The organism is Cupriavidus gilardii (assembly GCF_008801915.1).
In the GTDB taxonomy this organism is placed as follows: Bacteria; Pseudomonadota; Gammaproteobacteria; order Burkholderiales; family Burkholderiaceae; genus Cupriavidus; species Cupriavidus gilardii.
In genome coordinates this window covers 139,940-164,285 of sequence record NZ_VZOV01000011.1, presented here as the reverse complement: position 1 = coordinate 164,285, position 24,346 = coordinate 139,940, and the positions used below count along the sequence as shown (strand labels likewise).

The following is a 24,346-nucleotide window of genomic DNA, read 5'->3' as shown; positions in this document are numbered from 1 at the left end:
GGCCGCGCCCGACGGCGGGGTCGCCAATGGCGCCGGCGTGGCGCGCGGCGGCGTGCCGCGCGCCGCCAGCGGCCGGGCCGGCAGCGCGATGGTCTGGCGCGCGCCATTGCGTTCGATCACGACCGCGCGGTCGCGGATCTCGACCAGGCGGATCTGCTGCGACAGCGCGGCGCCGGCGCGCAACGCCTTCGGCGGGCCGTTGTCGATCGACACCACCGCCGCCCCGCCGCCGGCCGGGTCGGCGATCACGCCGAGCAACTGCACGTCGCGCACGCCGGCCTGCGGGCTGCCGCCGAACAGCGTCGCGATGGCGCCGGTCTCGACCGCCTCGGTCTGCGCGACGCGGGCGGTCTTGGGCACGGGGATCGTATCCATCGCGCTGAACGTCAGCACCCAACGCGTCGCCAGCGCGCACAGCGCGACGAATAGCAGCAGCGTGGCGACGCGAGGCAGCCAGGCGGCGCCGGCATCGAAACGGAAAGCGGATGGCAGGGACAGTGGCACGAGATCGCGTCGGGCGGTCCGCGATGGGCCGCCGCAGGTTGTCGATGGCGGCAAGCGTAACAGAGCGTCATGTCGATTGTCTTGCGGCCCGCATGACGGCCGCCGCCCTCGCGAGGACAGCGGCGATGTCGGTGCCTGTCCGGTACCGAGGCGTCACAAGCCGCGGGTATACTGGACGACCATCCCACCGGTGCGCGACGCGGTCGCCGCGCCGGCTTCGACTCCGTCGACAACCTAGGCCTGAAAACCCGATGCGCAGAAACACTCCGTCCCGCTCCGCCCTCGCCCGAACCAGCCAATCCGGCGCCGCCCGCCTGCGCCGCCGCCGTGCCGGCTTCACGCTGATCGAGATCATGGTGGTGATCGTGATTCTTGGCGTGCTGGCGGCACTGGTCGTGCCCAAGATCATGAGCCGCCCGGACGAAGCGCGCATCGTCGCGGCGCGCCAGGACATTTCGTCGATCATGCAGGCGCTGAAGCTGTACCGCCTCGACAACAGCCGCTATCCGACCACCGAGCAGGGACTGGCGGCGCTGGTCACCCGCCCGACCACCGAGCCGATCCCCAACAACTGGAAGGGCGGCGGCTATCTGGAAAAGCTGCCGCGCGATCCGTGGGGCCAGCCGTACCAGTACCTGAACCCGGGCGTGCGCGGCGAGATCGACGTGTTCAGCTTCGGCGCCGACGGCCAGGCCGGCGGCAATGGCAACGACGCCGATATCGGCAACTGGGACTGACGGTCCCGCCGCCGGCCGACGCCCGTCTTCATCATGGCCACCGGCCCGCACCGCACCCAACGCTCGCATGCCGCGCCCCCGTCGCGCAGACGGTCACGCGGCTTCACGCTGCTCGAGCTGCTGGTCGTGATGGTGCTGGCCGGCATCGTGGTGTCGATGGTGGCGATCAACGCCACGCCCAATGAGCGCGGCCGCATCCTCGACGACGGCCAGAAGGTCGCCCGCCTGTTCGAACTGGCGCAGGAAGAGGCGCAGCTGCGCGCCCGGCCGCTGGCCTGGGAAGCCGACCCGCAGGGCTGGCGCTTCCTCGAGGCGACGCCGTCGGGCTGGATGCCGCTGCTCGACGACGTCTTCGCGCCGGGCCAGTGGCGGCTGCCGCTGGACCAGGTCGCGGTGACCGCCGGCGCCGCCGGCCAGGGCGGCGCGCGGCTGGTGTTCGGCCGCGAATGGATCGACGCCCCGCGGCAGCTGGTGCTGGTACGCGGCAATGTCCGCGTCGAGGTGACCGGCGACGGCACCGGCCGCTATTTCGCCAGCGCGCAATGATTCCGCACCGCCGCGCCCGCCTCCCTCGTGCGGGAACGCCCGGCCGCCGCCCGCGCGGCTTCACGCTGATCGAGGTACTGGTCGCGCTGACGATCCTGGCGGTCGCGCTGACCGCCGCGATGCGGGCGATGGGCTCGATGATCGAGGCCGGCGGCTCGCTGCAGCAGCGCATGCTGGCCGGCTGGAGCGCCGACAACCAGCTGGTCGCGCTGCGCCTGACCAAGACCTGGCCCGAACCCGGCACGCGCGGCGCGCCCTGCCCGCAGGGCGGCATCGCGCTCTATTGCGAGCAGACCGTCGCGCCGACCCCGAACCCCGCCTTCCGCCGCGTCGAAATCGCGGTCTACCCGTCCGCCGAAGACCGCTCGGTGCGGCTCGCCTGGCTGGTCACCATCGTTCCCAATGAAACGCGCAACCTGCTCTGAGGCGCGTGGCTTCACGCTGATCGAGATGCTGGTCGCCATCACGCTGCTGGCGGTGATGGCCGTGATGGGCTGGCGGGGTCTGGACGCGATGACGCGCGGCCGCGAACGCCTGGTCGACCACGACCAGCGGCTCGACGCGCTGAAGCTGCTGTACGGCCAGTTCCAGACCGATTGCGAGAACCTGGCCCGCCCCGAGGCGCTGCAGCAGAGCCCGGTCGAGCTCGAGGACGGCCGGCTGCTGCTGGTGCGCGATCGCCGCGAGCCGGGACTGCCCGGTGCGTGGCAGGTGGTCGCATACCGCGTCGAGAACGGCGCCGTGGTGCGCGCCGCCTCGCCGCCGCTGGACAACCGCCAGGGGGTGCAGGCGGCGCTGATCGCGCTGCGGCAGCCCGGCGGCGGCGGCGAGCTGGTGCGGCCGCTGGTGCCGAACGCGGAGGGACTGGCCGCGCGCGCCTGGGTCGAGCCGGGCGGCTGGCGCGATACCAGCGGCGAGCTGCGCGCGGCGCTGCGGATCGGGGCGGCCAGCGCGGTACCGGCCAGCAATGCGCAGATCGGCGTGCCGGCCGGCGCGCTGCGCGGGCTCGAACTGGTGGTGGTGGCGCGGATGGGCGACGGCGACACGCCGCGCCGCTTCGACAAGCTGTGCATGACGGGGCAATGAGCGCGATGAACGGCACCTTCCGCGCCCCTTCCGTGCGCCCGCGAGCCGGCCGCCACCGCGGCGCCGCCGTGGTTACCGCGCTGCTGATCGTCACGCTGGCGGTCGTCGTCGTGTCCGGTCTGCTGTGGCGCCAGCAGGTGCAGATCCGCTCGGTCGAGAACCAGCGGCTGGTGGCCCAGGCCGCCTGGATCGAACGCGCCGCGGTCGACTGGGCGCGGCTGATCCTGCGCGACGACCTGCGCCGCTCCAACGTCGACCATCTCGGCGAGCCGTGGGCGGTGCCGATCGCCGAGACGCGGCTGTCGGACTTCCTCGGCGCCGCGCTGCGCACCGACCGCGCCGGCGAAACCTCGTTCCTGTCCGGCCGCATCCTCGATGCACAGGCCCGCTTCAATCTGCGCAACCTGGTCACCACCAGCGCGGGCGCCAACGGCGGCATCTCGGTGACCATCGACCCGGCCGGGCTCGCGGCCTATCGGCGCCTGCTGCGCGTGCTGGGGCTGAACCAGGGGCTGGCCGAGGCGACCGCGCGCTATCTGCTCGAGGCGGAGCGGGCCGGCGCCGGCCGCGCCGCGCCGCGGCCGCCCGACAGCCTGGCCGACCTGATGGCCATCCCCGGCTACGAGCCCGACATGCTGCCGGTGCTCGAACCCTTCGTCGACCTGCTGCCCGACCGCACGCCGGTCAACGCCAACACCGCCGATCCCGAGGTGCTGGCCGCGGTCATCGACAAGCTGCCGCTCGATCGCGCCCGCGAACTGGTACGCCAGCGCGACCGAGCCTATTTCAACAACGTCGGCGACCTGCAGACCCAGCTGCGCGCGATCGCGCCGCAGGCCGATGCCGGCGTCGGCACCGCGCTGGAGACGCGCTCGCACTACTTCCTGATCTACGGGCTGATCCGCCACGAGCGGGCGGTGCGGATGCAGGTCTCGCTGGTTCGGCGCGCGGCGATCCTGGGCAGCGCCCAGGCGACCCAGGTGGTCTGGACCCGCGACCTCGAGCGGATGCCGGAGCTGCGCTGATGGATGGGATGCCGATCGCCGCCGCCCGCCGCGAACGCGCAAACCGCCCGCACCGCGGCCTGCCGCACGTCCCCGAAACGGTTGACGCGAATCCGCCACAAAGGCAAGGTATGCTGATGCCTTGGCGGAAAGGCATTTACCGGCACCCGGCTATGCAAACGGCGATCGCTGCCGGCACAGCCGAGACCGGGCCGGACCAAGCCCTGGCATGGAACCGGGCCAGATTGCAGACGCGCCGCCACGCCGTCGACGATTCCGCCATCCATCTTTACTGCCGCGCAGTCCCAAGGAAACCTTGAGCACCACCCTGTTCGTCCGCCTGCCGCATCGCCCCCACGATCAACCGCAGCCCTGGCGCTTCGGGGCGATGCCGTTCGCGCTGGTGCGCGATGCCGTCGCCGCCCAGGGCCGGCGCGAGCGTGCGCCCGCCGCGGGCCATCTGCTGCGCGAGGGCCAGGCGCCGATCGCCGAGCTGCCGGCGGCCGACCGGCTGGTGCTGATCGTCGCCGCCGCCGACGTGCTGGTGACCACCGCCGCGGTGCCGCCGCTGGCGCCGAACCGGCTCAAGCTGGCGCTGCCGAACCTGGTCGAGGATTCGCTGGCAGCCGATGCCCAGGCCTGCCATATCGCGGTCGGGCCGGAGGCCCCGCAAGCCGCTGCCGATGCCAGCAGTGCGGCCGCCGCGGCGCGCGGTCCGCGCCGCCGCCTGCTGATGGTGACCGAGCGCGCCTGGCTGCGCGCGGTGCTCGACGCCTTCGCCGAGCACCGCCATCGCCGCCGCCATCTGCTCGCCGCACAGTTCTGCCTGCCGCTGCTGCCGGCGGCGGACCAGGCCGCCGCCGCGCACGCATCGAGCCCCGCCGGTCCCGCCGCGGCGCCCGAACCGGCCGCCCCGTCCGAGCCGTCGGAGCCGCCCGCCACATTGGCGCTCGAGGCCGCCTCCAGCGCGCTGGCCGCCGCGGCCCCGCTGCTGGACGGGGAGGCGGACACCGGCCAGGCCGCGCCGGTCTGGCAGCTGACCGTGCGCACCGACCGCTATCAGGGCTACGGCCTGCTGCTCGGCGACGACGCACTGGCCGCCTGGCAGGCGCTGGCGCCGGCAGGCGTCTGGTACGCCGACCGCAAGGCCGCGGCGCTGCCGACGCTGAACTCGGTACGCCCGCTCGGCTGGCCGGTCTGGATCGAGGGAGCGCAAGCCGCGCTGCGCGAGAGCGCGCTCGATCTGGCGCAGTTCGACTTCGCGCAGGGCCGCGCCGACCGCTGGAACCTGCGCGCGTGGCGCGCGCCGCTGGCGCTGGCCGCCGCGCTGCTGCTCGTCCACCTGGCCGCGCTGAACATCCACTGGCTGATGCTGCGCGGCGAGCAGGCACGGCTGCAGCAGGCCCAGACCCAGCTGCTGCGCAGCGCCTTCCCGCGCATGCCGGTGGTGGTCGATCCGCCGCTGCAGATGCGCCGCCAGGTCGAGCAGCTGCGCCTGGCCAGCGGCCGCAGCACGCCCGACGACTTCCTGCCGCTGGCCGACCGCTTCGCCCAGGCCGGCCGTCAGCTGCCGCCGGACGCGCTGCTGGCGCTCGAATACCGCGGCAAGACCCTGCACGCGACGCTCAAGCCCGGCACCGACACCAATGCGCTGCGCCAGGCCGCGCGCCAGGCCGGCCTGTCGATGGAAGAAGACCGCGCGCCGGCCGAACCCGCCCGTTCCGGCGGCGGCCCCGCGCCCGCCGGCTCGCGCTGGATCATCAAGCCCGGAGCGCTGTCGTGATGCGCGCCACCACCTCCGCCGGCCTGGCGGCGAAGCTCGGCAAGCTGCGTCCGCGCATACCGGCACGCTGGCGCGAACAGGCCGAGGCCTTCTGGACCGCGCGCAATCCGCGCGAGCAGACGCTGCTGGCGGTCGGCGGCGCGCTGCTGGCGCTGACGATCGGCTACAGCGTGCTGTGGGAGCCCGCCGCCGAAGGCCGCGAGCGGCTGCAGAAGAGCCTGCCCGAACTGCGCGCCCAGCTGGCCGAGATGGAAACGCTGGCGCAGGAGGCGCGCGGCCTGTCGGCCAGCCCTGCGCCGGCACTGCGTGGCGAGGCGCTGGTGCAGGCGCTGCGCGACGGCCTCGCCCAGCACGGCCTGAGCCCCAGCCGCGTCGCACCGACCGGCGACAACACGATCCAGGTGCAGCTCGACAAGGTGCCGTTCGGCGCGGTGGCGGCCTGGCTGTCGGACGTGCGGCAGCAGCAGCGCCTGAAGGTCACCGACGCGCGCATCGTCTACGTCGGCGCCACCGCCATCGTCAACGTCACCGCCACCTTGCAGGGACCCGGGGCCGGCCCCGAGCGTCCGGGCGGACGCGGCTGATGGCGCGGCTGGAAGCGCTGCGCCTGCGGCGACGCGAGCCGCGGCCCGCCCGCCGCCGTGGCCTGCTGCGCTGGACGCTGCTGGGCCTGGCCACGGTCGTGGTCACGATGATTGCCGCGCTGCCGGCCGCCTGGATCGCCGACGCGGTCGCCAGCCGCACCGAGGGCCGCGTACTGCTGGCCGATGCCGCCGGCTCGCTGTGGCGCGGCAGCGCCACGCTGGCGTTGTCCGCCGGCGCCGGCAGCCGCACCGCCACGGTGCTGCCCGGCCGCCTGCAGTGGCAGGTCGCGTTCTGGCCGCTGCTGACCGGCTCGCTGCGGCTGGTCGCCCAGCACACCGAGGCGATGCCGGCGCCGGTCGCGGTCACGGTGACGCCGTCCGGCTGGCGCGCCCAGTCCGGATCGCTGCGGCTGCCGGCCTCGCTGCTCGAAGGGATCGGCGCGCCGTTCAACACGCTGCGCCCGGACGGCGCGATGCGGCTGGACTGGAGCGCGCTGGAGGGCCGTTTCCGCGCGGACGCGGGCAGCGGCGGCCGGCCGGCCCGACTGTACGGCCACCTGACGCTTCGCATCGACCAAGTATCATCGGCCGTCAGCCGGCTGCGGCCGCTCGGCAGCTACCGCGCCGAGATCGACTGGACCGGCCCCACCGGCATGCTGCGGCTCTCGACCGTGGCGGGGCCGCTGCACCTGGAAGGCAGCGGACCGCTGGGCCGTCAGGCACGCTTCGAGGGCACCGCCCACGCGGACCCCGACGCCGCCAATCAGTTGGCCTCCCTATTGAGCCTGCTGGGAAGACGTGAGAACAATGTGACCAGGCTGCGCTTCTGATCCGGCGCAAGGCACGACGCTTGGCACGACGCCAGGCACCGCGCCAGGCACCGGGCCGCGCAACCAACCGACGCTTATGACGACAACAGACCGACGCCCCATCCTGCCCACCGCCTGCGCGCGCGCCGTCACGGCGCTGTGCGCCCTGTCGCTGATGGCGCCGGCCCCGCTCTGGGCGCAGGCACCCGGACAGGCGAGCCCCGCCGTGCCGGCCCCGCCCGACATTACGCCGCGCAACCGCGACGAGGTCGTGCTCAATTTCGTCAACGCCGACCTGGAAGCGGTCGTGCGCGCGGTGGGCCAGGCCACCGGCAAGAACTTCGTGATCGACCCGCGCGTCAAGGGCACCGTCAATCTGGTCACCGAGGCGCCGGTGTCGCGGGCGCAGGCGCTGGAAACGCTGGGCTCGGTGCTGCGGATGCAGGGCTATGCGATGGTCGAGGCCAACGGCTTCACCAAGGTCGTGCCCGAGGCCGACGCCAAGCTGCAGGGCTCGCCGACCGTGGTCGGCGCCGGCGCCAGCCGCGGCGGCCAGGTCGTGACGCAGGTGTTCCGGCTGAACTACGAGTCGGCCAACGCGCTGGTGCCGGTGCTGCGCCCGATGATCGCGCCGAACAACACGATCACGGCCTATCCGGCCAACAACACGCTGGTGATCACCGACTACGCGGACAACCTGCGGCGCATCGGCCGGATCATCGCGGCAATCGACGCGCCCGCGTCGGGCGAGGTCGAGCTGATCCCGCTGAAATACGCGATCGCCAGCGATGCCGCGGTGGTGCTGCAGCGCCTGCTCGACCCGGGCGCGGCCGGCGGCGCGCCGGGCGGCGCGGCCGGTCCGGCGGTCGATGCCAGCCTGCGCACCTCGGTCGTCGCCGAGCCGCGCAGCAACGCGCTGCTGGTGCGCGCGACCAGCCGCGCGCGCCTGCAGCAGGCGCGCCAGCTGATCGAGAAGCTGGACCAGCCGCACGCGCGCCCGGGCAACATCTGGGTGGTGCCGCTGAAGAACGCCGATGCGGTCAAGCTGGCGCCGACGCTGCGCGCGATCGTCGCGGCCGATGCCAGCTTCAACGTCGCCCAGCAGGGCCAGGGCGGCATCGGCGGGATCGCCGGCGCCGCCGGTGGCGCGGCGGGCATGGCCGGCGCGCAGAACATCGCCGCGCCGACCGGCCAGTTCACCGGCGGCACGACCGGCATGGGCGGCTACGGCCGCACCGGCAGCACCGGCGGCGGCTTCGGCGGCGGCACGGGCGGAACCGGCTCGGCCTTCTCCGCCTCGTTCGCGCCGAACCAGATTCCGACCACCGGCGGCATCATCCAGGCCGATCCGTCGACCAACTCGCTGATCATCACCGCCAGCGAAGCGGTCTACCGCAGCCTGCGCGCGGTGATCGACGACCTCGACGCGCGCCGCGCGCAGGTCTACATCGAGTCGATGATCGTCGAGGTGACCTCGACGCAGGCGGCCGAGCTCGGCATCCAGTGGCAAGGCATCCTCAGTTCGGCGGGCGGCAACAACAACTTCTTCGCCGGCACCAACTTCGGCACCGGCGGCAGCAACATCATCAACCTGAGCGGCGCGGTCTACGACATCTCGCAGAACGGCGCCGCGGGGATCGAGCGGGCGGCCGGGCTGGTGCCCGACATCGGCGGCCTGAACCTGGGCGTGGTCAACCGCGCGCTGGGCCTCGGTGCGCTGCTGCGCGCGCTGGGCAGCCAGGGCAGCGTCAACCTGCTGTCGACGCCGAACCTGATCACGCTGGAGAACGAGGAAGCCAAGATCCTGATCGGCCAGAACATTCCGATCACCACCGGCTCTTACGCGCAGAACAACGCGGTCGGCGGCGGCACGCCGTTCAATACGTTCGACCGCAAGGATGTCGGCATCACGCTGCGGGTCAAGCCGCAGATCACCGATGGCGGCCTGGTCAAGCTGCAGATCTACCAGGAGTCGTCGTCGGTGGTGCCGGGCACCACCAACCTGATCCAGGGCCCGACCACCAATGTCCGTTCGATCGAGACCAATGTGCTGGTCAACGACGGCCAGATCATCGTGCTGGGCGGCCTGATCGAGGACAACTACGGCGACGGCGTGCAGAAGGTGCCGGGCCTGGGCGACCTGCCGTGGATCGGCGGGCTGTTCCGCTACGAGAACAAGTCGCGCGCGAAGACCAATCTGCTGGTGTTCCTGCGCCCCTACGTGATGCGCACCTCCGGCGCCACCGACCGCATCACGCAGGACCGTTACGGCTATATCCGCGGCGAGCAGCAGGGCTTCGTCTCGCCGAACATGATGATGCGCGACACGCAGACGCCGGTGCTGCCGCCCGCAGACGCGCCGGCCGCGCCGTTCGTCGATCCGCGCAACAATGGGCCGGTGCCCGGTCCGCTGCCGCTCGAGCAGACGCTGCCGCCGCCGGGCCCGACCTCGCGCGCGCCGAACCAGGGCGAAGGCGCCTGAACGCGGGCAGACCATACAGGCGATCACGATGGCGACAGTCCCCTCTTCCCTTCCCGGCCCGGCCGCGCCGGCGCCCGGCGCCCCGGCCAACGCCAACGCCGCCGCGAGCCCCGTCGACACGCCGCTGTCCTCCCCGATCGCGGCGCGCCTGGTGCCCTACGGCTTCGCGCGCGAGGCCAGGCTGCTGGTCGCGCACCAGCGCGCCGACGGGCTCGAGGTCTGGGTCAGCCGCGCGACCTCGCCGGCGGCGCTGGCCGAGCTCGCGCGCGTGCACGGCCCGCTGCATCTGCGCGTGCTCGACCCCGAAGCGCTGGAACGGGCGATGTCCGACGCCTACAACCGCCAGGACGGCACCGCCGCGCAGGTCGTCGGCGAAGTCGAGGGCGAGGTCGACCTGTCGCGGCTGATGCAGGACATTCCCGCGGTCGAGGACCTGCTCGAATCGGAGGACGACGCGCCGATCATCCGCATGATCAACGCGCTGCTGACGCAGGCCGCGCGCGAAGGCGCCTCGGACATCCATATCGAGCCGTTCGAATCGGCCTCGGTGGTGCGCTTTCGCGTCGACGGCACGCTGCGCGACGTGGTGCGGCCGAAGAAGGCGCTGCACGGCGCGCTGATCTCGCGGATCAAGATCATGGCCCAGCTCGACATCGCCGAGAAGCGGCTGCCGCAGGATGGCCGCATCACGCTGCGCGTCGGCGGGCGGCCGGTCGACGTGCGGGTGTCGACGCTGCCGACCGGCCACGGCGAGCGCGCCGTGCTGCGTCTGCTCGACAAGGAGGCCGGCCGGCTCGACCTGGCCAAGCTCGGCATGGCGCCCGCCACGCTGCACGCCTTCGACGAGCTGATCCGCCAGCCGCACGGCATCGTGCTGGTGACCGGCCCGACCGGCTCCGGCAAGACCACCACGCTGTACGCGGCGCTGTCGCGGCTCGATGCGCGCACCACCAACATCATGACGGTCGAGGATCCGATCGAATACGACCTCGACGGCATCGGCCAGACCCAGGTCAATGCGCGCATCGACATGACCTTCGCCAAGGCGCTGCGCGCGATCCTGCGCCAGGACCCGGACGTGGTGATGATCGGCGAGATCCGCGACCTCGAAACCGCGCAGATTGCGGTGCAGGCCTCGCTGACCGGCCACCTGGTGCTGGCGACGCTGCACACCAACGACTCGGCCTCGGCGGTGACCCGGCTGGTCGACATGGGGATCGAGCCCTTCCTGCTGTCGTCGTCGCTGCTCGGCGTGCTGGCGCAGCGGCTGGTACGCCGGCTGTGCCCGCAGTGCAAACGCGAGGAGACCATCGCGGTAACGCCGGCGCAAGCCGAGACGCTGCTGGCCGACGGCAAGCCGCTGCAGAAGCTGTGGCACCCGGTCGGCTGCGACAAGTGCGGGCAATCGGGCTACCAGGGCCGGATGGGCGTCTACGAGCTGCTGGTGGTCGACGACCGCATCCGCACGATGATCCATCGCCAGTCGCCCGAATCCGAAATCAAGCAGACCGCGCTCGCCAACGGCATGCATACGATGCGCGGCGACGCGCAGCGCTGGATCGACAGCGGCGCGACCTCGCTGGAAGAGGTGCTGCGCGTGACGCGCGATTGAAGCGCGATCGAAGCGCGATTGAAGCCGGGATGGAACGCTTGCGAGCGCGCCCCGTGCCGAGGTCCGTGCCACCGAACCCCGTGACCTGAGCCATGCCAGCCTACCGCTATGAAGCCGTCGACGCCGCCGGCAAGACCGACCGCGGCGTCATCGAGGCCGACAGCCCGAAGCAGGCCCGCACCCATCTGCGCACGCGCGGGCTGACCCCGCTGACCGTCGATGCGCTGGGCAGCGCGGCGCAGGCCGCGCGCGGCAGCGCGGTCGGCTTCGGCCGCCGGCTGTCGACGCAGGAGCTGGCGCTGTTCACGCGCCAGCTGGCCAGCCTGATCGTCGCCGGCCTGCCGCTGGATGAAGCGCTGGCGGCGCTGGCCGACCAGGCCGAGCGCGCCTACGTGCACGAGCTGCTGGCCGGCGTGCGCGCCGAGGTGATGGGCGGCAGCGCGCTGTCGGTCGCGCTGTCGCAGCACCCGCGCGACTTCCCCGACATCTATCGCGCGCTGGTCTCCGCCGGCGAGCACTCGGGCCACCTGGGCCTGGTGCTGGAGAAGCTGGCCGGCTACATCGAGACCCGCAACGCGCTGACCGCGAAGATCCGGCTGGCCTTCACCTATCCGGCCATCGTCACCGTGGTGGCATTCGCGATCGTGATCTTCCTGCTGTCGTACGTGGTGCCGCAGGTGGTCAGCGTGTTCGCCAACACCAAGCAGAAGCTGCCGTTGCTGACGGTGATCATGCTGGCGCTGTCCGACTTCGTGCGGCAATGGTGGTGGGCCGCGCTGATCGTGCTGGTGCTGGCGGTGATGGCGGTCCGCGCCATGCTGCGCCAGCCCGGCGTGCGGCTCGAATGGCATCGCTGGCTGCTGACCGCGCCGCTGGCCGGCAAGCTGATCCGCGGCTACAACACCGCGCGCTTTGCCAGCACGCTGGCGATCCTGGTGTCGGCCGGCGTGCCGATCCTGCGCAGCCTGCAGGCCGCGGGCGAGACGCTGGGCAACGAGGCACTGCGCGCCAACGTCGAGGACGCCACCACGCGCGTGCGCGAGGGCTCGTCGCTGGCGCGCGCGCTGGCCGCGCAGAACCAGTTTCCGCCGGTGCTGGTGCACCTGATCCGCTCCGGCGAAGCCACCGGCAATCTGCCGACGATGCTGGAGCGCGCCGCGCAGGGCGAGGCGCAGGAACTGGAACGGCGCACGCTGTTCCTGACCAGCCTGCTCGAACCGCTGCTGATCCTGACGATGGGCGTGGTGGTGCTGCTGATCGTGCTGGCGGTGCTGATGCCGATCATCGAGATCAATCAGCTGGTGAGGTAGCGCGCGGTCCGCCGCGCGAGGCGGACCGGAACGATCGACTTCTCGGCGTTATTCCGCAGCCGCCGACTTCTTCGCTGCGCGCTTGCGCGGAGCCGGGCTGCGGCGCTTGCGTGCGGGCGGCGCGGCCTCGCTGGACTGCACCGATCCGGCGGTTTCCACCGGTTCCTCCGGCTCGGCCATCGCCGGCGCGTCGGCGCCTGGAACCTCCAGCGCTTCACCCGCCGCGGCCGGCGCGGCAAACACCGTGCTGTCGATCGGCCATGGCGTGTCGCTGAGCTTCACGTCCGGACGGCGCGAGGCCCGGCGGCCGCGCGCCGAGCGCGGCGCCGCCGCGGGTTCGGGATTGCCATGGGCGGCATGGCCGGCCTGCTCGGTCGCGGCGGCTACCGCGGGCTCGTCGAACTGCTCCGGCTCGGGCGCGGGCACGGGTTCGCCGACGGCCGGCGCGGCTTCGGCCGGTGCCGGTTCCAGTGCGGGTTCCAGTGCCGGTTCCGGGGCCGCGCTGCCGCGTCCGCGCTGACCGCCCCGCCCCTGGCCACCCTGCCCCGCGTGGTCGTGCCTGTCTCCCCGCTGCTCACCGGCTCGCTGTTCACCACCCCGCTGCTCACCACCCCGCTGCTCGCCGCCGCGCTGTTCGCCGCCTCGCTGCTCACCGCCTCGCTGTTCGCCACTGCGCTGCTCGCCGCGGCGCTTGAGCCGGACCCAGATGGTCTTGTTGTTGCCGCCGTTGCGGGTCTCGACCTCGAACAGGCCGGTCGCGGCAACCAGCTCCGACAGCTTGCCGTAGCCGTAGTTGCGCGAATCGAATTCGGGCGCCTGCTTGGCGATGTGGGTGCCCATGCTGCCCAGCGTGGTCCAACCCTCCTCGTCCGAGACCGCCTGCGCGGCCGATTGCAGCAGCCGCACGAGGCGCGTGTCCTGCCGTAGCTCGCCGCCGCTGCGGCGGCGCGCAGGCGCGGCGGCCTCGTCCGCCTCGTCGGCACCGACGTCGCCGCGCAGCAGATCCGAGTAGATGAACTTGTCGCAGGCGGTGACGAAGGGCTTGGGCGTCTTGCGCTCGCCGAAGCCGTAGACCGTCAGGCCCTGCTCGCGGATGCGCGAGGCCAGCCGCGTGAAATCGCTGTCGCTGGAGACGATGCAGAAGCCGTCGAATCGGCCGGTGTACAGCAGGTCCATCGCGTCGATGATCATCGCGCTGTCGGTGGCGTTCTTGCCGACCGTGTAGCGGAACTGCTGGATCGGCTGGATCGAATGCGACAGCAGGCATTCCTTCCAGCCCGACAGATTGGGCTTGGTCCAGTCGCCGTAGATGCGCTTGACGGCGGCCACGCCGTACTTGGCCACTTCGGCCAGCAGGCCTTCGACGATGCCGGGCCCGGCATTGTCGGCGTCGATCAGAACGGCCAGGGTCGCGGTGCCCTGGCGAGGATTTGGATTCATCGGTTTGTCCTGGGGGAGCGGTCGCTCCAGCAGTGGGAGGTTGCACCACCGCGGCGGGGGGCATCCGGCGGACGCCGCCCGCTGCCGGGCTTGGATGCAGTGCAGTGTACACGCCGGGGCTTGTCCATTCGGGAAATCGCCGAGCCGGAAGGGGCTTGGGATGCTGCGCCGCAGGGTGCCGTGTCAACGTCGCCGGTGCTACCATGCCGGGCAGAGACACGGTCGCCAACGCCTTCACAAGAGGCCTGCCGCGGCTGCCCACCACTGAAGTGTGTCGGCGATCCCGACAACATGCCCGAAGAGGAGCACCCATGAATGCCCCCCTGACCGCCCCGGTCAGCGACGCCATCCGTCGCGCGCTCGCCAACGTTACCCTCGACGACAAATACACGCTCGAACGCGGCCGCATCTACATCAGCGGCACGCAGGCGCTGGTCCGTCTGCCGATGCTGCAGCAGGAACGCGATCGCGCCGCCGGCCTCAATACCGCCGGCTTCATCTCGGGCTATCGCGGCTCGCCGCTGGGCGCGCTGGACCAGGCGCTGTGGAAGGCCAAGTCGCACCTGGCCGGCCACAACATCGTGTTCCAGCCGGGCCTGAACGAGGACCTGGCCGCCACTGCGGTATGGGGTTCGCAGCAGGTCAACATGTACCCGGGCGCGAAATACGACGGCGTGTTCGGCATGTGGTACGGCAAGGGCCCGGGCGTGGACCGCACCGGCGACGTCTTCAAGCATGCGAACTCGGCCGGCTCGTCGAAGCACGGTGGCGTGCTGGTGCTGGCCGGCGACGACCACTCGGCCAAGTCGTCGACGCTGGCGCACCAGTCCGAGCACATCTTCAAGGCCTGCGGGCTGCCCGTGCTGTTCCCCGCCAACGTGCAGGAATACCTGGACTACGGTCTGCATGGCTGGGCGATGAGCCGCTACTCGGGCCTGTGGGTGGCGATGAAGTGCGTCACCGACGTGGTCGAATCGTCGGCCTCGGTCGAGCTCGATCCGCACCGCGTGCAGATCGCGCTGCCGCAGGACTTCGCGATGCCGCCGGGCGGCCTCAACATCCGCTGGCCCGATCCGCCGCTGGAGCAGGAAGCGCGGCTGCTCGACTACAAGTGGTACGCGGCGCTGGCCTATGTGCGGGCCAACCGGATCGACCGCATCGAAATCGATTCGCCGCACGCGCGCTTCGGCATCATGACCGGCGGCAAGGCCTACCTCGACACGCGCCAGGCGCTGACCGACCTGGGCCTGGACAAGGAGACCTGCGAGCGCATCGGCATCCGGCTGTACAAGGTCGGCTGCGTCTGGCCGCTGGAAGCGCAGGGCGCGCGCGCGTTCGCGCAAGGCCTGCAGGAAATCCTGGTGGTCGAGGAAAAGCGCCAGATCATGGAGTACGCGCTGAAGGAAGAGCTGTACAACTGGCGCGACGACGTCCGGCCCAAGGTCTACGGCAAGTTCGACGAGAAGGACAATGCCGGCGGCGAGTGGTCGATCCCGCAGAGCAACTGGCTGCTGCCGGCACACTACGAGCTGTCGCCGGCGATCATCGCCAAGGCGATCGCCACGCGCCTGGACAAGTTCGACCTGCCCAGCGACGTGCGCGCGCGCATCGCCGCGCGCATCGCGGTGATCGAGGCCAAGGAGCGCGCGCTGGCCACGCCCCGCGTCGCGGCCGAGCGCAAGCCCTGGTTCTGCTCGGGCTGCCCGCACAACACCTCGACCAACGTGCCCGAGGGCTCGCGGGCGCTGGCCGGCATCGGCTGCCACTACATGACGGTCTGGATGGACCGCAGCACCAGCACCTTCAGCCAGATGGGCGGCGAGGGCGTGGCCTGGATCGGCCAGGCGCCGTTCGCCGGCGACAAGCACGTGTTCGCCAATCTCGGCGACGGCACCTACTTCCATTCGGGCCTGCTGGCGATCCGTGCGTCGATCGCGGCCGGCGTCAATATCACCTACAAGATCCTGTACAACGACGCGGTCGCGATGACCGGCGGCCAGCCGGTCGACGGCCAGCTGTCGGTGCAGGACATCGCGTTCCAGGTCGCGGCCGAGGGCGCGAAGCGGATCGACATCGTCACCGACGAGCCGGAGAAGTACAGCGCCGCGATCAAGCTGCCGGCGGGCGTGAGGATCCACCATCGCAACGATCTGGACCGCGTCCAGCGCGAGCTGCGCGAGGTGCCGGGCTGCACCATCCTGATCTACGACCAGACCTGCGCGACCGAGAAGCGCCGCCGCCGCAAGCGCGGCAGCTTCCCCGACCCGGCCCGCCGCGTGTTCATCAACGACACCGTCTGCGAGGGCTGCGGCGACTGCTCGGTCAAGTCGAACTGCCTGTCGGTCGAACCGCTGGAAACGGAGCTCGGCACCAAGCGGAAGATCAACCAGTCGTCCTGCAACAAGGACTTCTCCTGCCTGAACGGCTTCTGCCCGAGCTTCGTGACGGCCGAGGGCGCGCAGCTGCGCAAGCCCGAGGCGCACGGCGTGTCGATGGCCAACCTGCCGCCGCTGCCCCAGCCGGCGCTGCCCGCGCTGGAGAAGCCCTACGGCGTGCTGGTGACCGGCGTCGGCGGCACCGGCGTGGTGACCATCGGCGGCCTGCTCGGCATGGCCGCGCACCTGGAACAGAAGGGCGTCACGGTGCTCGACATGGCGGGCCTGGCGCAGAAGGGCGGCGCCGTGCTGTCGCACGTGCAGATCGCCGCGCGGCCCGAGGACATCCACGCCACCCGCATCGCGATGGGCGAGGCGGACCTGGTGATCGGCTGCGATGCGATCGTGTCGGCCACCGACGAGGTCCTGTCCAAGGCGCAGGCCGGACGCACGCGCGCGATCGTCAATACCGCGCAAACCCCGACCGCCGAGTTCATCCGCAATCCGAAGTGGCAGTTCCCCGGTCTGTCTGCCGAGCAGGACGTGCGCAACGCGGTCGGCGAGCAATGCGACTTCGTCAATGCCAGCGCGCTGGCGGTGGCGCTGCTCGGCGACGCGATCTACACCAATCCGCTGGTGCTCGGCTATGCCTGGCAGAAGGGCTGGGTGCCGCTGTCGCTGGACGCGATGGTGCGCGCGATCGAACTGAACGGCGTGTCGGTCGACAAGAACAAGGCCGCGTTCGAATGGGGCCGCCATATGGCGCACGACCCGGAGCATGTGCTGTCGCTGACCGGCGAACTGAAGCGCACCGCCGAGGGCGCCGACGTGGTCAAGCTGCCGACCTCGTCGGGCGCGCTGCTGGAGAAGCTGATCGCCCATCGCGCCGAGCACCTGACCGCCTACCAGGACGCGGCCTATGCCCAGACCTATCGCGATGCGGTCAATCGCGTGCGCGCGGCCGAGAGCGCGCTGGTGGGTGCAGGCAAGCCGCTGCCGCTGACCGAGGCGGTGGCACGCAACCTCGCCAAGCTGATGGCCTACAAGGACGAGTACGAGGTCGCGCGGCTCTATACCGATCCGGTCTTCCTCGACAAGCTGCGCAACCAGTTCGAGGGCGAGCCGGGCCGCGACTACCAGCTGAACTTCTGGCTGGCGCCGCCGATGATCGCCAGGCACGACGAGCAGGGCCGGCTGATCAAGCGCCGCTTCGGCCCGTCGACGATGACGATGTTCAAGCTGCTGGCCAGGCTCAAGGGCCTGCGCGGCGGTCCGCTGGACGTGTTCGGCAAGACCGAGGAGCGCCGCACCGAGCGCGCGCTGATCGGCGAGTACCGGGCGCTGCTCGACGAGCTGGCGGCGGGGCTGAACGCCGCCAACCACGGCACCGCGGTGGCGCTGGCCAGCCTGCCCGACGACATCCGCGGCTTCGGCCACGTCAAGGCCAACAACCTGAAGGCAGCGCGCTCGCGCTGGCAGACGCTGCTGGCGCAGTTCAGGAATCCGGCGCAGGGGCAGCAGGCGGCTTGAGGCTACCCTGGATCCCCGCGGGCTGGCTCCCCTCTCTCACTTGTGGGAGAGGGGGAGAAAACCGGCGCGGGATGCCGTCGCTGCCCTACTCCACCTGCGCCAGCTTGTCCTCGCCCTTCTTCACATACATCGAGTTCTTCGGCTGCGCGAACACGCGCCGCACCATCGGCTCGAAGAACGACAGCGGCAGCGTGTCGTAGTCGGTCATGAAGGCCGCCGCATCGTACTTCGCGCAGAACTCCGCGGTGCGCTCGAACAGCTCGGGCTGACTGCGGAATTGCTCGCGCAGGTTGCGGTCCAGGCCCAGGTGGTGGAAGAAGTAGTAGCCCTGGAACACGCCGTGCTTTTCCACCATCCACAGGTTCTCGGCACTGACGAAGGGCTTCAGGATCGCCGCGGCGATGTCCGGATGGTTGTAGCTGCCCAGCGTGTCGCCGATGTCGTGCAGCAGCGCGCAGACCACGTATTCTTCGTCGCGGCCGTCGCGGTGGGCCAGCGTGGCGGTCTGCAGGCAGTGGGTCAGCCGGTCGATCGGGAAGCCGCCGCAATCGCCGTCGAGCAGCCGCAGATGGGCCAGCACGCGGTCGGGCAGCGCGGCGGCATAGGGCATGAACTCGGCCGAGATCGCGGCCCAGTCTTCGCGGGTGCCCTGTTCCATATGGCTGAAGCGCGCACGCGGCGCCTGGTGGGATTCGCTCATGGTGGTCTCCTGGTGGGGTCGGCGCTGATGCGCTCTTGGGGATTCCGGCATTGTGACACCGGTTGATGCCGCTACACTGTCGGGATACCGACAATCGCCGCCACCAGCCCGGACCCGCCGGCTGGAGCCCACCCGCTGAAGCGACCCGCGGCACCTTCCACGGAACCGAGGAGAACACCATGCCATACCAGGGCAGCTGCCATTGCGGCCGCATCGCATTCGAGGTCGAGGGCGAGATCGACGCCGTGCTGTCATGCAATTGCTCGATCTGCCAGCGTCGCGGCCATCTGCTGTGGTTCGTGCCGCGCGAGCGCCTGCACCTGAAGACGCCCGAGTCGGACTACTCGACCTATCGCTTCCACACGATGAAGATCGCCCACCATTTCTGCCCGGTGTGCGGCTGCGGCCCGTTCGGCGAAGCCATCGATCCGAAGGGCAAGCCGACGGCGGCGGTCAATGCGCGCTGCCTGGAGGGGATCGACCTGGACAAGCTCAAGGTCATCCCGTTCGACGGGCGCCGCCTGTAGTGTTGCCTCTAATGCCGCCGCACTGACACCATGCTGACGATCCGGGGCATCGATCATCTGGTCCTGCGAAGCGCCGACGTGCCGGCGCTGCTGCGCTTCTACGTCGACGTGCTGGGCTGCACGCTGGAGCGCGAGCAGCCGAAGCTGGGGCTGACGCAGCTGCGCGCCGGCGCCAGCCTGATCGATCTGGTCTCGCTCGATGGCCCGCTCGGCAAGGCGGGTGGCGCGGCACCCGGTCCCGAGGGCCGCAATCTGGACCACTTCTGCCTGCGCGTCGAGCCTTTCGATGTGCAGGCCATCACCGCCCATCTGCACGCGCACGGCGTCGAAGCGGGACCGGTCGAATCGCGCTACGGGGCCGAGGGCACCGGACCGTCGATCTATCTGCGCGACCCCGATGGCAATGTGATCGAGCTGAAGGGACCGCCCGACACCAGGGCATAGCGCCTGGACGAGCAAAGGGGCCGACGCGCGATGCCGCGGCGCAACGCCCCGCGCACGCGGCGCCGGAGCGCCGCTACAATCGGGTTTCCCCCTAACATGCGCCGCCGGCATCGCATCGGTGGCCACGGCGCCGGCCTCCCCGGCGCATGCCATGACGACACCCGACCTCTCTTCCGGTCCGCGCCCCGACACCGCCGGCTCCGCCCCTGCCGCGGCAAGCGCCACCGGCGCGGCGGAATCCACCGAGCCACAGCCCCATCCCGCCCCCTGGTCCGAACCGCCCCGCCATCTTGCGTGGGTGCTGGGCCTGACCGAGACCATTTCGTGGGGCACGCTGTACTTCACCTTCACCGTCTTCATCGAGCCGATGAGCCGGACGCTCGGCTACGGCAAGCCGTTCCTGGCCGGCGGCTATTCACTGGGGCTGCTGGTGTGGGCGCTGTGCTCGTTTGCGGTCGGCCGGCTGCTCGACCGCGCACCGGCCCGCTGGGTGATGGGCAGCGGCTCGGTGCTGGCCGGACTGGGACTGATGCTGTGGGCCTGGACGCCGAATCCGACGCTGTTCCTGCTGATGTGGGTGCCGCTCGGCCTGGCGATGGCCACCACGCTGTACGAGCCGGCCTTTGTCGTGCTGCGCCAGGCCTACGGCGACGGCTATCAGAAGTCGATCGTCATCGTGACGCTGGTGGCGGGCTTTGCCAGCACCATCTTCATTCCGCTGGCGCAATGGCTGGTGTTGCATATCGGCTGGCGCGGCACGCTGCTGATCTTCGCCGCGCTGAACCTGCTGGTCTGCGCGCCGCTGCATGCCAGGCTGCGCTTCAGGCCGCATCCGACCTATGCCAGCGTGCAGCCGGTCGCGCCGCTGGGCGCGGGCTCGCCAGGCATCGCCACGCTGGCGCTGCGCGATCCGGTGTTCTGGGCCGTGGTGCTCGCCTTCACCGCGCTGGCGGTGGTGGCCTCGCTGCTGGGCGCGCACCTGATCCCGATGCTCAACGAGAAGGGCCTGCCGGTCGGCGAACAGCTGATGGTGGCCGCGCTGATCGGACCGGCGCAGGTGATCGGCCGCCTGGCGATGGCGCGCATGCCGTCGCGGCAGCCTGTGAGGATCGCGATGCCGGTCTATCTGGTGATGTGCCTGGGCCTGCTGACGCTGGCGCTGGGCCATGGCAAATGGCTGATGCTGGCCGCGGTGCTGTACGGCTGCGCCAACGGCATCAACACGATGCTGCGCGCGATGGCGATGCCCGAGCTGATCTCGCGGCACCACTATGCGACGCTGAACGGACTGATGATGACGCCGGTGCTGCTGATGCAGGCGATCGCCCCGTGGCTCGGCGCGCTGATGTGGAGCGCGGCCGGCGGCTATTGGCTGATGCTGTGGGCGATGGTGCTGCTGGGGCTGGCGGCGCTGGGCGCGTTCGCCTATGCGCTGCGCCGGCGCGGCATGCTGGGGGCGCCGCCGGCCGGGGCCTAGCCGGCCGCCACCATACTCAAGCCGCTGCGGCCACGCCCATGCCGTCGAAGACGAAGGTGTCCATCGCCAGCACGCCGTAGGTCACCGCGTCGGTCGCGCGCACGACCTCCGCCGCCCTGGCGGGGGCAGGCGAGCCAGCGTTTGCAGGGCCTGCGTTGGCGCCGACGGGCCCCAGCGCGGCCCCCAGCGCGACGAAGAACGGCAGCAGATGCTCGTCGGTCGGGTGGGCCCGGCGCGCATGCGGCGCCTCGCTGCGGTAGCGTGAAATGCGCGCGGTATCGCCGCTGCGCAGCGCCTCGTCCAGCGCCTCGACCATCCAGCCGCGAAACGCCTCGACATAGGGCTCGGCCGCGCCGCCATGCTGGACCGGCCGTTCCTCGCCGAACACCTCGCGCAGGTTATGCGTGAAGCTGCCGGAGCCGACCACCAGCACGCCCTCGTCGCGCAGCGGCGCCAGCGCGCGGCCGATCTCGATCTGCACGGCCGGGTCCAGGTAGGGGTTCAGCGCCAGCTGCACCACCGGCACGTCGGCTTTCGGGAAGAAATACCGCATCGGCAGCCAGGCGCCGTGATCGAGCGGCCTGGCTTCGTCCAGCGCGACAAAGCCCGCGCCCGGGATGCCTGCGGCCTCGATCAGCGCCTTGACGCGCCCCGCCAGCGCGGGAGAACCCGGCGCGTCGTAGCGCAGCGCATAAAGCTCCGGCGGGAAGCCGCCGAAGTCGTGCCACGCCTGCTGCCGCTCGGCGGTGGTCACGGCCAGCGTGCTGTAGATCCAGTGCGCCGAGATCACCAGCACCGCGCGCGGCTTCACGGCGCGCAGGCGCTCGCCCAGCGCATCGAACGCCGGGCCGACCGGGCCGGGTTCGATCGCCAGCATCGGCGAGCCGTGGGAGACATAGAGCGCGGGCAGCATGGGGGGTCCTTTCGACATCGTGGGTTCGTGGAATACCGGCCTAGTTTGACAAATCCCCACCGCCCGGGCGTGAAGCGTTGCGGACGGGTCGGTCAAATATTTTGAAATTCAGCGTTGCGGCGTGGTCCCCTGCCAGCGGGGGCGAAGTGGCACTAACATGGCGGCTTGCCTGCCGGGTCGCCAGCCCCGGCCGATCAACGCCCTCGAGACAACCCAGACTACCGAGACGACGGAGAGACGATGACCACCATGCCCGCCACCACCAGACCGAAGCAGGCCGGACCGGCGCCCGTCACGCCGCTGCCCCGCTGCGGCTGGTGCGGCACGCTCGAGGACTATTGCCACTACCACGACAACGAGTGGGGGTATCCGGTCGACGACGACCGCCGCCTGTTCGAGAAGCTGTGTCTCGAGGGCTTTCAGGCGGGGCTCAGCTGGCTGACGATCCTGCGCAAGCGCGAGGCCTTCCGCAAGGCGTTCGCCAACTTCGACGTCGAGAAGGTGGCCCGCTTCGGCGAGCGCGACATCGAGCGGCTGCTCGGCGATGCCGGCATCGTGCGCCACCGCGGCAAGATCGAGGCGGCGATCAACAACGCCCAGCGCGCGCTCGAGCTGCTCGAGACGGAGTCGTCGCTGGCCGCCTATCTGTGGCGCTACGAGCCCGACCCGAAGAGCCGGCCGGCCGTGCTGACGCCCGAGGTACTGCGCACGATGACGACCTGCCCCGAGGCGACGGCGTTGTCCAAGGACCTGAAGAAACGGGGCTGGCGCTTCGTCGGGCCGACGACGATGTATGCGCTGATGCAGGCGATGGGCATGGTCAACGACCACCAGCAGGGTTGCTGGGCGCGCGAGGAAGCGCAGCGTAAACGGGCGGCCTTCAAGGTGCCGCGTTGACCGACGGCCGCCGTGGCCGTATCTGCGGCTGCTGCGGCGACGTGCATAGCGTGCGCAAACGCACAACCAGCCTCCGCCTCGCGCAACGGTGCCCCATGGTCTTTAAAGATTGTTTACGTATACGTAGATAGTAGTAGTAGGTAAACGGCGCCCTCGGCAGTGGATAAGGGCGTCGCGCCCTTGCGGCACAAGGCCTGGCGGACCGGATAAATCCCAGGGGAAAACCCGACGTATACGGGATAACCCTGCGCCCCCGCGGAAACGGGTTCGGAACGGGCCGGACTTTTCCGTGCGGGCTCCACAGCTGGCCCACAAGCTGCCCAGCGCTTGTCCCTCGTGCGGCGCACAGGACGGGCACAGGGTTGTCCCCGGAGTTATCCCCAGGGCGCCATTGCCACCCCTGCAGCGTTCAGTGCGAACTCGGCCGCAACGCTCGCCGGCCTCGCTGCACCAGCATCACGCCGGCCAGCACGATCGCACCGGCGATCACGCCGCCGACCAGATTGATCAGCAGCGGTCCCAGCCAGGACAGGAAGGGCCCGACGCCGCCAATGCCGCCAAGCCATTGCGCGGCGCTCTCTTCCAGATGATGCGCCCACGGCAGCCCGTGGACCAGGATGCCGCCGCCGACCAGGAACATCGCGACGGTGCCGGCGACCGACAACGTCTTCATCAGCATCGGCGCCAGCCGCAGCAGGCCATCCCCGACGCGGCGCGCGAAGCCATTGCCGCGCTCGCTCAGATAGAGGCCGGCGTCGTCGAGCTTGACGATGCCGGCCACCAGCCCATAGACGCCGACCGTCATCAGCAGGCCGATCGCGGTCAGCACCGCCAGCCGGGTGCCGAACGGCGCGTTGGCGACGGTGCCGAGCGAGATCACGATGATCTCCGCAGACAGGATGAAGTCGGTGCGGACCGCCCCCTTGATCTTTTCCTTTTCCAGCGCGACCAGGTCGACCGCGGGATTGGACGCCGCTTGCCGCAGCGCGGCGCGTTCGACCGCCTCCCTAGCGCGCTCGGTCGGCTCGGCGTGGCCCGGCAGGAAGCGATGGGCCAGCTTCTCGAAGCCCTCGTAGCAGAGAAACGCGCCGCCGATCATCAGCAGCGGCGTCACCGCCCATGGCGCGAAGGCGCTGATGGCCAGCGCCGCCGGTACCAGGATCACCTTGTTGCGCAGCGAACCGAGCGCCACCGCCCACACCACCGGCAGCTCGCGCTCGGCCTTCAGGCCGGTCACCTGCTGCGCGTTCAGCGCGAGGTCGTCGCCGAGCACGCCCGCGGTCTTGCGCGCGGCGACCTTGCTCATCGTGGCGACGTCGTCCAGGATCGTCGAAATATCGTCGAGCAGCGCAAGCAGGCTGGCACCGGCCATCTCAGCGGTCTCCCTGCGGCAGTTGGCCTGCATCGGTACGGCGATCGAAACTCGGCATGGTTCGGACTCCTGGGGGGGTGGAGAGTCGGCAAGGCGCCGCGGACCGCGGCGGGGACCGCGAGTGGCGCCGCCATCGCGCCATACTGCCATAGCCCGTCGCGCTTCCGGCATGGCGGGCATGTCGGATTTTGTCTGATTTTTTTACGTCACTCGG

General features: G+C 70.9%; 21 protein-coding genes. 16 read left to right on the top strand and 5 right to left on the bottom strand.

Annotated elements, in window-relative coordinates; translation table 11 throughout:
* Positions 1–504 (bottom strand): type II secretion system protein N (locus F7Q96_RS15235; protein ID WP_151022915.1); only part of this gene is annotated, 504 nt, incomplete at its 3' end.
* 251 nt (positions 505–755) lie between these two features.
* Between F7Q96_RS15235 and gspG the strand changes: the two genes are divergently transcribed.
* The 11 genes from gspG to gspF all read left to right on the top strand — a co-directional run bounded on the left by gspG (position 756) and on the right by gspF (position 12,457).
* The gene (gene gspG / locus F7Q96_RS15230; protein ID WP_053822701.1) at positions 756–1,241 is read left to right on the top strand and encodes a type II secretion system major pseudopilin GspG; all 486 of its coding nucleotides are present in this window, start codon (positions 756–758) and stop codon (positions 1,239–1,241) included.
* 33 nt (positions 1,242–1,274) lie between these two features.
* Entirely contained in the window at positions 1,275–1,787 is a 513-nt protein-coding gene (locus F7Q96_RS15225; protein ID WP_053822702.1) for a GspH/FimT family pseudopilin, read from the top strand.
* Positions 1,784–2,212 carry a type II secretion system minor pseudopilin GspI gene (gene gspI, locus F7Q96_RS15220; protein WP_053822703.1) on the top strand — a complete coding sequence of 143 codons (429 nt, stop codon included), beginning with the start codon at positions 1,784–1,786 and terminating at the stop codon, positions 2,210–2,212. The genes F7Q96_RS15225 and gspI overlap by 4 nt, the downstream gene beginning before the upstream one ends.
* Complete coding sequence (locus F7Q96_RS15215) at positions 2,190–2,873, top strand: PulJ/GspJ family protein (protein WP_053822704.1); 684 nt, start codon at positions 2,190–2,192, stop codon at positions 2,871–2,873. Before gspI ends, F7Q96_RS15215 begins: the two co-directional genes overlap by 23 nt.
* Positions 2,870–3,898 carry a type II secretion system minor pseudopilin GspK gene (gspK, locus tag F7Q96_RS15210; protein WP_390884882.1) on the top strand — a complete coding sequence of 343 codons (1,029 nt, stop codon included), beginning with the start codon at positions 2,870–2,872 and terminating at the stop codon, positions 3,896–3,898. Before F7Q96_RS15215 ends, gspK begins: the two co-directional genes overlap by 4 nt.
* 295 nt (positions 3,899–4,193) lie before the next feature.
* Positions 4,194–5,660 (top strand): type II secretion system protein GspL, encoded by a 1,467-nt coding sequence (gene gspL, locus F7Q96_RS15205; protein ID WP_053822705.1) that lies wholly within the window; start codon positions 4,194–4,196, stop codon positions 5,658–5,660.
* Positions 5,660–6,244, top strand: coding sequence for a type II secretion system protein M (locus tag F7Q96_RS15200; protein WP_151022913.1), 585 nt, complete (start codon positions 5,660–5,662; stop codon positions 6,242–6,244). The genes gspL and F7Q96_RS15200 overlap by 1 nt, the downstream gene beginning before the upstream one ends.
* Complete coding sequence (locus F7Q96_RS15195) at positions 6,244–7,074, top strand: type II secretion system protein N (RefSeq protein WP_151022911.1); 831 nt, start codon at positions 6,244–6,246, stop codon at positions 7,072–7,074. The genes F7Q96_RS15200 and F7Q96_RS15195 overlap by 1 nt, the downstream gene beginning before the upstream one ends.
* Before the next feature lie 76 nt (positions 7,075–7,150).
* On the top strand, positions 7,151–9,535 hold the full coding sequence (gene gspD, locus F7Q96_RS15190) for a type II secretion system secretin GspD (RefSeq protein ID WP_151022909.1): 2,385 nt from the start codon (positions 7,151–7,153) through the stop codon (positions 9,533–9,535).
* Positions 9,536–9,563: 28 nt separating this feature from the next.
* Positions 9,564–11,147 carry a type II secretion system ATPase GspE gene (gene gspE / locus F7Q96_RS15185; protein WP_170266002.1) on the top strand — a complete coding sequence of 528 codons (1,584 nt, stop codon included), beginning with the start codon at positions 9,564–9,566 and terminating at the stop codon, positions 11,145–11,147.
* Positions 11,148–11,239: 92 nt separating this feature from the next.
* Positions 11,240–12,457 carry a type II secretion system inner membrane protein GspF gene (gene gspF / locus F7Q96_RS15180; protein WP_053822708.1) on the top strand — a complete coding sequence of 406 codons (1,218 nt, stop codon included), beginning with the start codon at positions 11,240–11,242 and terminating at the stop codon, positions 12,455–12,457.
* Positions 12,458–12,505: 48 nt separating this feature from the next.
* Here the strand turns inward: gspF and F7Q96_RS15175 are convergent, their stop codons facing one another.
* Positions 12,506–13,897 carry an NYN domain-containing protein gene (locus tag F7Q96_RS15175; protein WP_151022907.1) on the bottom strand — a complete coding sequence of 464 codons (1,392 nt, stop codon included), beginning with the start codon at positions 13,895–13,897 and terminating at the stop codon, positions 12,506–12,508.
* Positions 13,898–14,208: 311 nt separating this feature from the next.
* Between F7Q96_RS15175 and F7Q96_RS15170 the strand changes: the two genes are divergently transcribed.
* Positions 14,209–17,802 (top strand): indolepyruvate ferredoxin oxidoreductase family protein, encoded by a 3,594-nt coding sequence (locus F7Q96_RS15170; RefSeq protein ID WP_053822709.1) that lies wholly within the window; start codon positions 14,209–14,211, stop codon positions 17,800–17,802.
* 85 nt (positions 17,803–17,887) lie between these two features.
* Here F7Q96_RS15170 and F7Q96_RS15165 read toward each other — a convergent pair whose 3' ends face one another.
* Positions 17,888–18,502: an HD domain-containing protein gene (locus tag F7Q96_RS15165; RefSeq protein WP_053822710.1), complete on the bottom strand. Its 615-nt coding sequence runs from the start codon at positions 18,500–18,502 to the stop codon at positions 17,888–17,890.
* Between the two features lie 179 nt (positions 18,503–18,681).
* Between F7Q96_RS15165 and F7Q96_RS15160 the strand changes: the two genes are divergently transcribed.
* From F7Q96_RS15160 to F7Q96_RS15150, 3 genes are all read left to right on the top strand, one after another.
* Complete coding sequence (locus F7Q96_RS15160; RefSeq protein ID WP_053822711.1) at positions 18,682–19,029, top strand: GFA family protein; 348 nt, start codon at positions 18,682–18,684, stop codon at positions 19,027–19,029.
* Positions 19,030–19,059: 30 nt separating this feature from the next.
* Positions 19,060–19,473, top strand: a complete 414-nt coding sequence (locus F7Q96_RS15155) for a VOC family protein (RefSeq protein WP_053822712.1) — start codon at positions 19,060–19,062, stop codon at positions 19,471–19,473.
* Between the two features lie 151 nt (positions 19,474–19,624).
* Positions 19,625–20,950: an MFS transporter gene (locus F7Q96_RS15150; protein ID WP_151022905.1), complete on the top strand. Its 1,326-nt coding sequence runs from the start codon at positions 19,625–19,627 to the stop codon at positions 20,948–20,950.
* 16 nt (positions 20,951–20,966) lie between these two features.
* On the opposite strand, the gene F7Q96_RS15145 is transcribed toward F7Q96_RS15150, so the two are convergent.
* A complete protein-coding gene (locus tag F7Q96_RS15145) occupies positions 20,967–21,863 on the bottom strand; it encodes a DODA-type extradiol aromatic ring-opening family dioxygenase (protein WP_082371566.1) in 897 nt (298 codons plus the stop codon).
* 249 nt (positions 21,864–22,112) lie between these two features.
* Here F7Q96_RS15145 and F7Q96_RS15140 point away from each other — a divergent pair, with 249 nt between their 5' ends.
* Positions 22,113–22,760, top strand: a complete 648-nt coding sequence (locus F7Q96_RS15140; RefSeq protein WP_053823227.1) for a DNA-3-methyladenine glycosylase I — start codon at positions 22,113–22,115, stop codon at positions 22,758–22,760.
* A gap of 409 nt (positions 22,761–23,169) precedes the next feature.
* Here F7Q96_RS15140 and F7Q96_RS15135 read toward each other — a convergent pair whose 3' ends face one another.
* Positions 23,170–24,132, bottom strand: a complete 963-nt coding sequence (locus tag F7Q96_RS15135; RefSeq protein ID WP_053823228.1) for a DUF808 domain-containing protein — start codon at positions 24,130–24,132, stop codon at positions 23,170–23,172.
* Between the last annotated feature and the right edge of the window lie 214 nt (positions 24,133–24,346).

What these genes read in the sequence shown, in the direction of transcription:
- gspG (WP_053822701.1), top strand. Translation starts at nt 756, where the DNA reads ATGCGCAGAAACACTCCGTCCCGCTCCGCCCTCGCCCGAACCAGCCAA.
- F7Q96_RS15225 (WP_053822702.1), top strand. Translation starts at nt 1,275, where the DNA reads ATGGCCACCGGCCCGCACCGCACCCAACGCTCGCATGCCGCGCCCCCG.
- gspI (WP_053822703.1), top strand. Translation starts at nt 1,784, where the DNA reads ATGATTCCGCACCGCCGCGCCCGCCTCCCTCGTGCGGGAACGCCCGGC.
- F7Q96_RS15215 (WP_053822704.1), top strand. Translation starts at nt 2,190, where the DNA reads ATGAAACGCGCAACCTGCTCTGAGGCGCGTGGCTTCACGCTGATCGAG.
- gspK (WP_390884882.1), top strand. Translation starts at nt 2,870, where the DNA reads ATGAGCGCGATGAACGGCACCTTCCGCGCCCCTTCCGTGCGCCCGCGA.
- F7Q96_RS15200 (WP_151022913.1), top strand. Translation starts at nt 5,660, where the DNA reads ATGCGCGCCACCACCTCCGCCGGCCTGGCGGCGAAGCTCGGCAAGCTG.
- F7Q96_RS15195 (WP_151022911.1), top strand. Translation starts at nt 6,244, where the DNA reads ATGGCGCGGCTGGAAGCGCTGCGCCTGCGGCGACGCGAGCCGCGGCCC.
- gspD (WP_151022909.1), top strand. Translation starts at nt 7,151, where the DNA reads ATGACGACAACAGACCGACGCCCCATCCTGCCCACCGCCTGCGCGCGC.
- gspE (WP_170266002.1), top strand. Translation starts at nt 9,564, where the DNA reads ATGGCGACAGTCCCCTCTTCCCTTCCCGGCCCGGCCGCGCCGGCGCCC.
- gspF (WP_053822708.1), top strand. Translation starts at nt 11,240, where the DNA reads ATGCCAGCCTACCGCTATGAAGCCGTCGACGCCGCCGGCAAGACCGAC.
- F7Q96_RS15175 (WP_151022907.1), bottom strand. Translation starts at nt 13,897, where the DNA reads ATGAATCCAAATCCTCGCCAGGGCACCGCGACCCTGGCCGTTCTGATC.
- F7Q96_RS15170 (WP_053822709.1), top strand. Translation starts at nt 14,209, where the DNA reads ATGAATGCCCCCCTGACCGCCCCGGTCAGCGACGCCATCCGTCGCGCG.
- F7Q96_RS15165 (WP_053822710.1), bottom strand. Translation starts at nt 18,502, where the DNA reads ATGAGCGAATCCCACCAGGCGCCGCGTGCGCGCTTCAGCCATATGGAA.
- F7Q96_RS15160 (WP_053822711.1), top strand. Translation starts at nt 18,682, where the DNA reads ATGCCATACCAGGGCAGCTGCCATTGCGGCCGCATCGCATTCGAGGTC.
- F7Q96_RS15155 (WP_053822712.1), top strand. Translation starts at nt 19,060, where the DNA reads ATGCTGACGATCCGGGGCATCGATCATCTGGTCCTGCGAAGCGCCGAC.
- F7Q96_RS15150 (WP_151022905.1), top strand. Translation starts at nt 19,625, where the DNA reads ATGACGACACCCGACCTCTCTTCCGGTCCGCGCCCCGACACCGCCGGC.
- F7Q96_RS15145 (WP_082371566.1), bottom strand. Translation starts at nt 21,863, where the DNA reads ATGCTGCCCGCGCTCTATGTCTCCCACGGCTCGCCGATGCTGGCGATC.
- F7Q96_RS15140 (WP_053823227.1), top strand. Translation starts at nt 22,113, where the DNA reads ATGCCCGCCACCACCAGACCGAAGCAGGCCGGACCGGCGCCCGTCACG.
- F7Q96_RS15135 (WP_053823228.1), bottom strand. Translation starts at nt 24,132, where the DNA reads ATGGCCGGTGCCAGCCTGCTTGCGCTGCTCGACGATATTTCGACGATC.